This window comes from Desmonostoc vinosum (assembly GCF_059505385.1).
In genome coordinates, this window is the sequence record NZ_JCACKM010000038.1 from 1 (window position 1) to 14209 (window position 14209).

Here is a 14209-nt window from a genome sequence, read left to right on the forward strand (position 1 = left end):
TACACAAAGTACTTAGTCTGGTCAGATAGGCTTTTTCAAGCCCCCGCCTTTAGGCGTGGGGTTTCTGACCCTTTCTTAACACCTACTCAACTATCCGTGATTTTAACCTTTCGCTAGGAGTTTCTTAATGTTACTGGGATAGCTTGAGGTGGCTGAAACCGAATTAATACTTAGCATGTGCATGTGTTTGCTGTGCTGATATGGCTTGACTGCGGAGTGTATCTTTACGGTCAACCTATATCTAATAGCAAAAAAAATCACACTTCTAACTACTTTAGAAAATAAAAAAAGCGATAATGACTATCATCATCAATGAAATTGACTCCGATACTCCCACTCTGCCTGTGAATGATGCAGCAGAGTTTGTTGAGCTTTATGATGGTGGCGTAGGTAATACAGACCTCAGCGGGCTAACACTTGTTTTCTATAACGGTAGCAATGACTTATCTTATGCTGCTTTTGATTTAGATGGTTATAGTACTGATGCTAACGGCTATTTTGTTTTGGGTAATAGTGGCGTACCCAGTGTAGATTTAATTTTTCCAGCAAATACTTTACAAAATGGGGCTGATGCGATCGCACTGTATACTGCTAATGCCAGCGATTTTCCTAATAATACACCTATTACCACAACTAATTTAATCGATGCGATCGCCTATGATACAGACGACGCCGATGACCCTGGTTTACTGCCTCTGCTCAATTCCGGGCAAGCGCAGGTAAATGAGGGTAGTGGTAGCAATGGCAGTGCTAACGACTCTCTGCAACGAGTACCCAACGGTGCAGGCGGTGTTCGCAATACTAGCAGTTACCAAGCCTTAACCCCAACACCAGGCGCAGCTAATACTCCCACCACTCCCGCTGGTGTCACCATTACTGAATCTGGTGGTAGTACTAACATTACTGAGGGTGGGGCAACGGATAGCTATAAAGTGGTGTTGAATAGTCAACCGACAGCCGATGTCACCATTACTATTACTCCTGATTCCCAGAGTACAACCAGTGCCACTACACTCACCTTCACTCCTGCCAACTGGGATTTAGCACAGACTGTGACGGTGAGTGCAGTAGACGATGCCGTTGTTGAAGGTACACATGCTAGCGTTATTAGTCATACAGCAACTAGCAACGATAGTAACTATAACGGTGTGGCGATCGCGTCAATTAATGCCACAATTGCTGATAATGATGTTGTTGTCTCAATCACCAAAATTCACGAGATTCAAGGTAGTGGTGCAACCGCGAATTTCTTAGGTACTAGCCGCACAATTGAGGGAATTGTCGTCGGGGCTTTTCTAGGTTCCTCTGGGCTGAATGGCTTCTATGTCCAAGAAGAAGATGCAGATATTGATGGCGATGCCACAACCTCAGAAGCTATCTTTGTTTTTGACCCATCGGGACTATTTTCTGGTAGCGTTGGCGATAAAGTGCGCTTAAGTGGGACTGTGGGCGAGTTTAGTAGTGGTGGTGTAAGCAGCTTAACTCAACTTGCCAACCTGACCAGTGTTGTTAACTTGGGTGCAAATAACTCGCCTGCGGTGACGAACATTCAATTACCTGTAACTAGCGTCGCAGATTTAGAACGTTATGAAGGGATGCTAGTAAATGTGAGTGCTGCTAGCGGCGACCTTACTGTCACAGAGAACTTCCAACTTGGTCGCTTTGGTCAAATCGTCCTCTCGGCTAATGGTAGCAGCAACCAACCCGGTACCGACGCCAGACTCGACCAATACACCCAATTCAACGCCCCCAGCGTCAGCGGCAACTCTTCTTACTTAGAAGAGATTGCCAAACGCCGCATCATTTTAGACGACGGTAGCAACACGCAAAACCCCGACCCCATCATTCACGCCCGTGGTGGTAGTCCTCTTAGCGCTAGTAACACCTTACGGGGTGGTGATACAGTTGCCAACATCAATGGCATTCTTGACCACCGTTTTGAAGGGTATCGCGTTCAAACCGCAACAGGGGAAGACTTTACCCCCGCCAACCCCCGCCCAACGACACCTCCAAACGTCGGCGGAACCCTTAAAGTAGCCAGTTTCAACATCCTTAACTACTTCAACGGTGATGGTGTTGGTGGTGGCTTCCCCACACCACGCGGGGCTGATAACCTTAACGAATTCAACCGTCAGCGTAGTAAAATAATTCAAGCCATCATCGGCTCAGGTGCAGATGTTCTGGGACTGATAGAGTTAGAAAACGATGGCTATGGGGCTAACAGTGCCATTCAAGATTTAGTTAATGGATTAAATGCAGTTGCTGGTGCAGGCACATATACCTTCATTGACCCAGGCACCAGTTTAGCAACCGACCAAATTACCGTCGGATTAATTTACAAACCTGGTAAAGTTACCCCCGTTGGGGCTGCTGCCACCACACCAGATGGATATGGTCAAGGTGCATTTGATATTACTGGACGTAAACCCCTTGCCCAAACCTTTCAACAAAATTCCAACAGCGAAAAATTTACAGTCGTCGTCAACCACTTCAAATCAAAAGGTTCAAGTTCCGGCGGTGTAGGCGATGCTGACATCGGCGATGGTCAAGGTTTATCCAATGGAACCCGAACACGGGCGTCCCAAGACCTAGCAGCTTGGTTAGCTACAAACCCCACAGGTACCACAGACCCAGATTACTTAGTAATTGGTGACCTCAACGCCTATGCCAAAGAAGACCCCCTGACCACCTTAGCCAATGCTGGGTATAACAACCTCTTCTCCAACAACACTTACTCCTACGTCTTCAACGGTCAACTCGGTTCCCTTGACCATGCCCTAGCCAACGGCAAACTAGCAGCCCAAATTACAGGCGGTACTAAATGGCATATCAACGCCGATGAACCCACAGTCCTCGACTACAACACCAACTTCAAATCAGCAGGACAGCAAGACAGCTTATATAATTCCGACCCCTTCCGTTCCTCCGACCATGATGCAGTCTTGGTGGGACTCAACTTATACAGCGTCAACAAAACCATCAACGCCTCCCCCAACCAAAGACTAGTTATCGGCACGAAAGGTAATGACATTATTGTAGGTGGCCCAGGCATCAAAGCGATCGCAGGTCTTGGCGGCAACGACCAATTCGTCTACAACAGCATCAAAGAAGCTGGTCATTACATCGTCGATTTCAGAGTCGGCAGTGACAAAATAGTCCTCACCCAACTCTTAGATAATCTTATCCCTAACGGTTATCAAGGTAGCGATGCGATCGCAGATGGTTACATTCGTCTCACACAAGGTATCACCTCCAAAAGTACCACACTTCAAATAGACAACGACGGCCCCACAGGTACAGCCACCTTCCGTCCCTTCCTCTACCTAGAAAACGTTGCCCCCAACGCCATGAACAGCATCTACAACTTCGTTTTCTAGACCCCTTAAACTCTTATCTCCCTTCGGGTGACGCTCGCAAGCTCGCTAACGCAGTCACCTGCGGAGGGAAACCCTCCTTTACTCGCTGTCTCACCGTGCCCTCAGCGCCCAATACGGTTCGTTTCTCCCTCAAAAAACCGCCAAGACGCAGAGAATACCAAGTAACTACCCCAGAAAAAACCTATGGTAACTACCGAAACAATTCGCTTTTCCCAATTTAACGCCTCCCTCAACCGCAACGCCCCAGGTCAATTACTCACCGACCTATCCACCCCAGATAACCCCCAAGCCAAAGCCGTTGCCGAAATCATCCAACGCAACAACCCAGACGTACTCTTAATCAACGAATTCGACTATATTTCAGACAATCCCTTAGAACCAGTACAACTATTTCAACAAAATTACCTGAGTATTGGTCAAAACGGTGCCAACCCCGTCGAATATCCCTACGTTTACATTGCCCCGTCCAATACAGGCATCGTCTCCGGCTTTGACCTAGATAACGACGGCAACATCGTCACCACACCAGGCGCAGGATATGGTAACGATGCCTTCGGTTTCGGTAACTTCCCCGGACAATTCGGGATGTTGCTACTGTCAAAATATCCCATCGACACCGCAAATATCCGCACCTTCCAAAACTTCCTCTGGAAGGATATGCCAGACTCTCTACTACCCACCATTACCGACCCTGACACCGCCGAACCTTGGTACTCCCCAGCAGAACAAAACGCCCTCCGCCTCTCCTCCAAGAGTCATTGGGACGTACCAATTCAAGTCAACGGCGAGACAATTCACGCCCTCGTCAGCCATCCCACACCCCCAGTATTCGATGGTCAAGAAGACCGGAATGGCAAACGCAATCATGATGAAATCCGCTTTTGGGCAGACTATATCACCTCTGGGAAAGGCGATTACATCTATGATGATGACGGTAACAAAGGCGGTATTGCTGCTGGGTCACGCTTCGTCATCATGGGCGACCAAAATGCTGACCCTGTTGATGGTGATAGTTTTGATAACGCCATTCTGCAACTATTACAGAACCCCAACATCAATACTAATGTCATCCCCACCAGCCCTGGTGCTTCTCAACAAGCCGTTTTGCAAGGTGGTGCTAACAACAATCAAAAGAGTAATCCCAAGTTTGACACCGCAGACTTTGCCGATACGACTCCCGGCAACTTGCGGACTGACTATGTATTACCCTCCACAGACCTACAAATTGCTAACTCAGGCGTATTTTGGCCCCTCAACACTGACCCAACCTTCTCGACAGTCGGTACCTTCCCCTTCCCCAGTTCCGACCATCGCCTAGTTTATGCAGATTTGCAAACAGGTGCAACTGAAGCAGGTAACACTATACCCAACGCCGAATTTCTGGGACAGCAAATTATCACCACAGGCTTTATCCCACCTGGGGCAGCAGGAGAAGTAAATGGAGTCGCAGCCCAGGTGGGAGGATTATCTGGAATTACTTACGATGCTGCGAATAACCGCTATTATGCCATCTCAGACGATCGCTCGCAATTTGCCCCGGCTCGTTTTTATACCCTAACTACTGACCCTGCTACCATTAGCACAACTGGGGTAACTTTTACCAATGTGACGCCATTAAAGGATACTAATGGTAACTTTTTTGGCAGCAACACCCTTGACCCGGAAGCTATCGCCTTAACCAAAAACGGCACTGTGTTTATTTCCTCTGAGGGTGAAGTCAACTCAGCGTCAGGTCGCGTTACTAATCCCTTTGTTAAAGAGTTTAACCTAACTACAGGGCAGGAAGTGCGATCGCTTGCTATCCCTAAAAAATTCCTCCCCGTAGTCCAAGATACCAACGGTAACGGTACTGTAGATGCAGCAGATACCCAATTATCAGGTATTCGCAACAACCTAGCCCTAGAAAGCCTGACCATTACACCAGACGCCAAAACGCTATTCACTGCCACCGAAAATGCCCTGCTCCAAGATGGGGTAGTAGCTTCCACTACCACGGGCAGTCCTTCCCGGATTTTACAATACAACTTAGTTTCCGGTCAGCCAGAGAAAGAATACCTCTACGTCACCGACACAGTAGCAGTCCCACCAAATCCAGCAGATGGATTTAATACCAACGGCTTAGTAGATTTACTAGCAATTGATAACCGGGGTACTTTGCTGGCGGTAGAACGTTCCTTTTCTGTCGGGCTATCTGGTACTGGCAACACCATCAAAATCTACGAAGTCACTCTCCAAGGTGCTACCGATATTAGCACCATCGACTCACTCAGCAGTTTAAGTGAAACGGAACTAGCTGCCATCAAACCAGCCGAAAAGCGTTTACTATTGAATCTCGATGATTTGGACTTGCCCACAGGCTCAGACAACATCGAAGGGATAGAATTTGGCCCCAAACTCGCAGATGGTCGTCAATCAATTGTGCTGGTGAGTGACAACAACTTCAGCCCCACGCAATTTACCCAAATCCTCACCTTGGGTGCAGATTTAGTACCCACCGCTGCCCCACGAGCGGAAACTCGCCCTGACTTGTTTGATGATGAAACTCTACCCACAGACCAACAAGCTGATGCTGATGACCCTGCTATCTATATAAATGCCGATAACTCTGCTGATAGCTTAGTGTTAACGGTGGTGAAAAATGCCGGACTGCGGGTTTATGATTTGTCTGGTAAATTGTTACAAGAAATTAACCCTGGTGGCATCCGCTACAACAATATAGACTTGCAATACGGTTTCCAACTGGGTGGTGAAACTGTTGATATAGCCGTAGCGAGCGATCGCGAAAACGACAAACTCGCCATCTTTAAAATTAACCCCAACCCTGCCACCCCTGGCGAATATCTCGAAGAAATCACCGACAGCAGCATCGGTACTCTCTTCCAAGCACCACCTTTTAGCGAACCTTACTCGACATCATCTCGCAGTGCTTACGGAGTTGCCCTATATCGTAGTCCCGTCACCAATGATTACTATGCCTTCGTCAACCGCCGCGAAACTGGCGATGTCGCACAATTCAAACTCATTGACAAAGGTAACGGTAAAATAGGCGCGGAACGGGTACGGGAATTTACCATCCCCACAACCGAAGGACGCGACCCTCAAACCGAGGGGATGGTGGTAGACCAAGAAACCGGCTTCCTTTACATTGGTCAAGAGGATGTTGGCATCTGGAAATTCCTCGCCGAACCCAACGGTGGCAAAACTGGTAAGCTGATTGATAAAGTCCAAGACTTGGGTGGTAGTCACCTCACCAACGATGTCGAAGGATTGACTATATATTATGGTGCAGACGGCAAAGGCTACTTACTAGCATCCAGCCAAGGTGATAATACCTTCGTTGCCTACACCCGCGAAGGTGACAACGACTATCTCGGTAGTTTTGGCGTTGGTAACAATGGGTCTATTGATAGTGTGCAAGAATCGGATGGTGCAGATGTCGTCAATGTGCCACTAGGCCCTAACTTCCCCTTTGGTTTATTTGTCACCCAAGATGGGAGTAACGAACCTGCCAAAATCGCAGATGGGGAAAACATCAACTCTAACTTTAAATTTGTACCTTGGGAAAATATCGCCAACACCTTACCCGATGCCTTAAAGATTGACACCACTAGTTACAATCCTCGCACTCCCCAAGCACGGCTACCAGTCACACTCAAAGGTTTTGCTTCGCTTCCCGCTGACACCTTCGCAGAGGGGCCACCATCTGGTAGTGCCATCACAGGTACCAACGGTCGCAATGTGCCCTTTACCAAACAGCCGATACAAGGGTTTAGTGGTGTGCAAGTTGCTGACGATAATTCCTTCTGGTTTTTATCTGACAACGGTTTTGGCAGCAAAGACAACAGTGCTGATTATTTGTTGCGAATTCATCGCCTTGACCCTAGTTTCCGAGGTGCGGAATTTAAAGGTGATGGCAATGTCAAAGTGTTGGACTTTATTCAATTATCTGACCCAGACAAGAAAGTCCCATTCAAAATTGTTAACGAAGATACCCAAACACGCCTGTTAACTGGTGCAGATTTTGATGTAGAATCAATTGCGATCGCCAAAGATGGTACAATTTGGATTGGTGATGAATTTGGCCCTTACCTACTCCACTTCGACACCACAGGTAAACTGCTAGATGCCCCCATCCCCACACCTAATGTCACTACTCTCAACACCCTCAACGGTGAATCACCCATCGTCATCGGCCACCGGGGTGCAAGTGGGGAGTTGCCAGAACATACTTTAGGTTCCTATAAGTTGGCAATTGCCAGAGGTGCTGACTTCATCGAACCCGACTTAGTTTCTACCAAAGACGGCGTGTTAATTGCTCGTCACGAACCTAACTTGATTGCTACCACAGATGTGGCAACTCGTCTGGAGTTTGCCGACCGCAAGACGACCAAAATTGTTGATGGCAAGGCTGAGGAAGGCTTCTTCGCCTCCGATTTCACCCTCGCGGAAATCAAAACACTACGGGCAATTATGCCGCAAAGCTTCCGCACCCAAATTTTTAACGGCGTCTATGAAATTCCCACCTTCGAGGAAGTCATTGAGTTAGTTAAGCAAATCGAGAAAGATACAGGTCGTAAAATTGGCATCTATCCCGAAACCAAGCACCCCACTTACCACGACGACCTGGGTTTATCTTTGGAAGAACCCCTGTTAGCGACTCTAGAAAAAACCAAGTTTACTGACCCCAGTCGCATATTTATTCAGTCCTTTGAAACCAGCAACCTCAAAGAACTCAACGAGAAAACCGATATCCCATTGGTGCAGTTACTCGATGCCTTTGATGTCAACCTCGATGGTTCACTACAAGAGGTGAGTCCTTATGATTTCGTCGTCAATGGCGATACCCGCACCTATGCAGATTTGCGAACACCTGAAGGTTTAGAAGAAATTGCCACCTACGCCGATGGTATTGGCCCTTGGAAACGGATGATTGTGTCTGTGAAGGGTGTAGACCAAGATGGCGATGGGGCAGCGGATGATGTTAACGGCGATGGTACAGTTAACGACACCGATAAAACCCTCACCGAACCAACCTCGCTAGTCAAAGATGCCCATGCGGCAGGCTTGCTAGTACATCCTTACACCTTCCGCAACGAAGCAAGTTACCTAGCAGCAGATTACAACAACAACCCAGAAGCAGAATTTAAACAGTTCATTCAGCTAGGTGTGGACGGTTACTTTACTGACTTCCCAGGTACAGGGAATTTAGTACGCGACCAGTTAACCGGGGAGTTTGTACGATCGCCTCAAAATCCAGATGTATTAAATCAGACAGAGTTTAATACCCTTGACGGCAAAGCACCGTTAGTCATTGGTCACAGGGGTGCTTCTGGTTCCCGCCCAGAACATACCCTAGTATCGTATAAACTAGCGATCGCTGATGGTGCTGATTTTATTGAACCAGATTTAGTCGCCACCAAAGACGGTAAATTAGTAGCCCGTCACGAAAATGCCCTAGCAATTCTCAACGACGACGGCACAGTCAACACCACCGACACCAGCACCGATATTTACCTACGTCCAGAGTTTGCCGACCGCAAAACCACCAAAGTTATTGATGGTCGCACTATCACGGGTTGGTTTACCGAAGACTTGACCTTAGAAGAACTCAAAACCCTCAACGCTATCGAACGTTTGCCAGCACTGCGGGGAACCAAATTCGACAACGATAAGCTAAAAGTTCCCACCCTAGAAGAAATCATCGACTTGGTGAATGAGATAGAAAAAGAAACAGGTCGTAAAATTGGTATCTATCCTGAAACCAAACACCCCACATACTTTGCTAATTTAGGCATCAACCTGGGTGAAAAGCTAGTTGAAACCCTAGTTGCTAAAGAATTTACCGACCCAGAAAGAGTATTTATTCAATCCTTTGAGGTGGGTAATCTCAAGGAACTGAAACAGCAGTTAATGCCGAAAGCGGGAATTAACATCCCACTGGTGCAATTATTTGGAGGTGCTACAGACAGACCTTACGACTTTATCGTCAGTGGTGACAACCGCACCTACGGTGATCTTACCAAACCTACAGAACTAGCTGCGATCGCCACCTACGCCGCTGGCATCGGCCCCAACAAGCGCTTAATTGTTCCCGCCCAGACAGTAGACCGCGATGGCGACGGTAAACCAGATGACCTCAACGGCGATGGTACAATCAGCGATGCTGATAGAATTTTGGGTACTCCCACCACCTTGGTAGAAGATGCCCATGATGTCGGCTTGCAGGTACACCCCTACACCTTCCGCAACGAAGACTTTTACCTCGCAGCAGATTATAACGGCGACCCCACAAAAGAATTTACACAGTTCATCAACTTGGGAGTAGACGCCTACTTCACCGACTTCCCCGGTACAGGTGACTTGGTACGCGACAAACTCGCAGGTGAACCAGCAACAGCAAACCTCGGTGGTTCTAAAGGATTTGAGGGCATGGCAATTAGCCCAGATAAGAAAACCTTATATCCTTTACTAGAGGGTACTGTCACTGGCGACCCCGCAGGTTCACTCAGAATCTACAAATTTGACGTTGCGACCGAAAAATATCAGGGTTTGCTTGGCTTGTACAAGATGGAGAACCCCAACAACGCCATTGGTGACTTTACCGCCGTCAACGACAACGAATATTTAGTTATTGAACGCGACGGTGGTCAAGGTGAAAGTGCCAAGTTCAAGAAAATCTTTAAAGTTGACCTATCTAAGATAGACACCAACGGCTTTGTGGCCAAGCAAGAAATTGCCGATTTGCTAGCAATTCAAGACCCCAACGATTTAAATAAAGATGGTAGTACCATCTTTAACTTCCCCTTCGTCACCATCGAGGATGTGTTGGTATTGGATGCCAAAACAATTCTCGTCGCCAACGATAACAACTATCCATTTTCTCAGGGAAGACCACCTGCGATCGATAACAACGAAATCATCATCCTCGAACTCGGAAAGCCGCTGAATGTAGCTCCCCCTAGTTTAACCAAGAGTGCTGATGATATTTTCACCATCTTCGGCGTCGGGGCGAAACAAAAACTGCAAATCAGCCTCACCAGAAGTAAATCTAAATCCGTAAATGAACTGGGAGTATTTAAAGTTGATGATGCAACTGGCAAAATCAACGGTATTTCCCCAAATGCACCAGGTTATACCCAAGCAGCCTTAGAAAGAGCAAAAGTAATTTTCTCAGGAATTGCCAAAACCCCCAAAGGTTTTAACCCTAACTTGACACGCCTGCTAGAATTTTCCCCCAATGAAAACCTGAGATTCTATTTAGTCAAGGACAGCACAACCGACGCCGTCAAAGCTGGCATCACTCCAACCTCAAACTTACTCTTTGCCGATGTCAAAAATCTCCAAGTTAAAGACTTAGGCGACGATAAATTTTCTCTGGCTTGGGAAGATACCGCCGGTAACAAAGTCCCTGACTTCAAAGATTTAATTGTGAAAATTCAGCCAACGAACCAATCCCTACCTTTGGGTATCGGTCTCCAAAGCCTACCACAAGGAGAACTAATTGATTTACGCGACGTCACCGAACAAGTCAATGCCGAGTTTATCATCAACAGAGAAGCTAAAAATGATAATTATATCAGCTTCTACCAAATAACAGACCAAAATGGCGGCATTGACACCAACGGCGACGGTAAAGCAGATATTCTCCCTGGACAGACTGGTTATATTGAAGCAGCCGTCAGCGGACGTGTTGCGGGAATAAACCTCACAGTCAACAACCAAGGTACTGCAAAATACACCGGAACTTTTGAGCCTGGTTCCATCTTTGCACCATTTATTATTGCTAATGGTAGACCAGAAGCAATTTTAGATGACAATCTCAGAAACAATCCAGCAGTATATTTCCCATTTTTAGGTGCTAATTCAGACAAAGTAGACCATATTCGCCTGTTAGGAAACAACATCTTTGGCTTTGAAGATAAAACAGGAGGTGGTGATAAAGATTACAACGATTTCATTGTCCAAGTCAACTTGAATCTTGCTTAGTAATAGGCTCGTTGGAGACATGAACGAGCCTGAATCACTCTTATTCCTATTCTGATATCTTGCACCAGTCCCAAAAACCGCCATAGGTTAGAAACCTATGGCTAATAGCAAAAGTCCTCTCAAGAGGACTAAATCTCACAAAAAGCATAGATTTTAGTCCACTTAAGTGAACTTGACCTAATAAGAGCGAAAATTTATTCTCTGGCGGGAGATTGGGCAGGTGCAAGATCTAAGTATTGGGACTTAATTAAAATTCCTCGCCCCCTTGTGGGCGAGGAATTTGGTCATTGGTAATAGGCCTACTACCCATTACCCATTACCAAAGCCGCTTTCGATAAAAAGAAAGAAGAAAAATGAGTATAATGCCTACATAGTATGGATTTCACCTCACTGCAACTGCCAAATGAAATAGACAACCCCCTCAACAATGCCACCGTGTTTTGAAAAATGGTGTAAAAGGTTTGCGGACTGACAATTATCGCAGGACTTGCTCAAGCACTAACCTTAGCCTTTGACCAAACACCGTTTTCATCCTCATCAAAGTGTTGGTGAACTGCTTCCCAAGCGGCTTGTTCAGCTGAAAACTCGTCATTCTTTTCCTTGAAAGTAGTGTTGTAGCGCTCAATAAATGTACGTTGGGCATCTTGCGAAAGATGAGCGCGAACTTCAGGAGATAAATCCTCTGGACTGTTGCATATTCCTGGACAAGGACGAGCAAAGGTTTTTTCGCTGGTGTGAATTTCTTCACCACCCGCACTTTCTAGTAACAATTGAAATTCTCCGGTGCGATCGCTCGGAACTTCTGCCATTAATAAAAATTCACCAGCTTGCAAGCGAGTTTGGTAAACAGCTGCTTTATCTTCTGGCATCCCTAATGTAGTGAGAACCGATACTAAACCAGCACCCGCACTACCTGCGATCGCACCACTAGCAGCTCCTAGTAATACCGCACCAATCGGGCCTGCTGCAACAATTGGGCCAACAAAGGGAATAAATAATACACCCACACCTGTGAGTAAGCTGAGAAAAGAACCAAACAAGGAACCAAAAACAGCTCCTGTTCTCAATCCTCCCAAAATTACATCTTTTTTACTAATAAAACCAGCAATCCGAGTTTCTGACTGGAAGTTTCTACCCATCACCGAAATGTGATCTCTAGGCACACCTCTATCTAGTAAACGTCGAATTACATCATCAACTTGCTTCTGTTCTTTAAATACAGCAGAGATTGTACGTTCTGCTTTATATTCTTGTGGCACTTAAACACTCCTGATTATCTTATATTTTTGTCATTCATCAAAGAAGGGAACACATAGCAGTTACTCTACTTGGGGTTTCCCCAAGTGGAGCGACTGCGAGCAGCGCAGTCTTGGGGTTTCCCCAAGTGGAGCGACTGCGGAGGAAGAGTTTTTCCGTCTTACAAAGTATGATCCGAGTTTTCCTCGGATCATACTTTGCGCTATTTCCTGTTCCCTCCAGGAGTTAGAAACCCCTACTTCTATAAGTCTTTCGACTCAACACTGTCGATTACACGCCTACTGGAGTTTTAGTTTCTTTGGCTGGCTGTGTGCCACTTGGTTCTACTGCTTGCCCTTCAATAAATGAGCGTAGCATCCAAGCAATTTCTTCATGTTCTTCCATCAATCCAGTCAAGAAGTCAGCAGTACCTTCATCATGGAATTGCTCACTAGACTGATCTACATGTTCTCTTAAGTTGCGAATAACCTGCTCGTGGTTATCTACTAGATTAGCTACCATCTCAGTTGCTGTAGGAACTTTACCAGCATGTTCTTTGAGGGTAGCAATCTTGAGAAATCCCTCCATTGTACCAACCGGATACCCACCTAAAGTACGAACCCGTTCTGCTAAAGCATCAATATTTGCAGTCAGCTGTTCATATTGTTCCTCCCATAACTGATGTAGGGTACGGAATTGAGGGCCGACAACATCCCAATGATACTTCTTAGTTTTTACTAACAGTAGATAGGAATCTGCTAAATCTTGATTCAACAGATTAATTACACCTTGACGCTGTTCTTCTGTCAAACCAATGTTTATTGCACGCATTGTTCTTTATTCCTAAGCAAACTTGTTTACAGTTTCTCCGATTTCATACATAATGAACATCAATCAAAGGAAAGATGATTCACAAATAATCGTTGACTAAAGGCAGATTTTATCGTACGCCTCAAGTAAAAATATAATAGATGGTAATCTAACTAAAATAATTAGGTCTATCTGAAACTATCAAATTAAAATGGGTAATTGCCTTTTCACAATTACCCATTATTCTTACAGACAGGTTAAGAGCCTATTGATTCTATTATTTGTTACCTGTCACTTTTTCTAACAAATTCTTTACGTTATCTTCCACTGAAGTTGCACTTTGCGAATTTTCGGGACGCTTCATTTTGTCAACATCCGCATCACCTTGAACCTCGTTGAGTCCCTTGTTAGATTCCTCTTGCACTTTCTTCAATCCAGGAGGTGCAGACTTAGCAATTTCGTCAGTTTTGCGCTGAGTTTCAAGTAATTGTGTAGTACCTTCTGTAGGCTTGCTTTGATAGCTATCGATAGCAGAGGCAGGTAACGCAGTCGATAACAATAGTAAGGCACAGGTAAAAGCGACAACTAGAAACCGTACTGGACGTAAGATAGATAAAACAGATGCAATAACTTTCATTTCAAATCCTCGATAACAGTATTAACAACGCAGAACTTTATCCTGAAGAGGGGAACTCCTGTTTGGAACTAGTTAATTTAACTAATTCAATTGTTCATTTGTCACCATCTTGGAGCGAAAAATCGTTGAACCATTAGAAGAAAATATCGTTATCTTCTCGCAT

At 45.8% G+C, this 14209-nt stretch carries 5 protein-coding genes; 2 read left to right on the plus strand and 3 right to left on the minus strand.

Annotation, left to right across the window (positions count from 1 at the left end):
* Positions 1-296: 296 nt before the first annotated feature.
* Positions 297-3377: an ExeM/NucH family extracellular endonuclease gene (locus tag AC5JMF_RS06025; protein ID WP_495794798.1), complete on the plus strand. Its 3081-nt coding sequence runs from the start codon at positions 297-299 to the stop codon at positions 3375-3377.
* 183 nt (positions 3378-3560) lie between these two features.
* Positions 3561-11363, plus strand: coding sequence for a phytase (locus tag AC5JMF_RS06030; protein ID WP_495794799.1), 7803 nt, complete (start codon positions 3561-3563; stop codon positions 11361-11363).
* A 491-nt stretch (positions 11364-11854) separates the two neighbouring features.
* On the opposite strand, the gene AC5JMF_RS06035 is transcribed toward AC5JMF_RS06030, so the two are convergent.
* The 3 genes from AC5JMF_RS06035 to AC5JMF_RS06045 all read right to left on the minus strand — a co-directional run bounded on the left by AC5JMF_RS06035 (position 11855) and on the right by AC5JMF_RS06045 (position 14046).
* Positions 11855-12622, minus strand: coding sequence for a ChaB family protein (locus AC5JMF_RS06035; RefSeq protein ID WP_495794800.1), 768 nt, complete (start codon positions 12620-12622; stop codon positions 11855-11857).
* Between the two features lie 268 nt (positions 12623-12890).
* A complete protein-coding gene (locus tag AC5JMF_RS06040; RefSeq protein ID WP_495794801.1) occupies positions 12891-13430 on the minus strand; it encodes a Dps family protein in 540 nt (179 codons plus the stop codon).
* Positions 13431-13686: 256 nt separating this feature from the next.
* A complete protein-coding gene (locus AC5JMF_RS06045; RefSeq protein ID WP_495794802.1) occupies positions 13687-14046 on the minus strand; it encodes a hypothetical protein in 360 nt (119 codons plus the stop codon).
* Positions 14047-14209 lie beyond the last annotated feature (163 nt).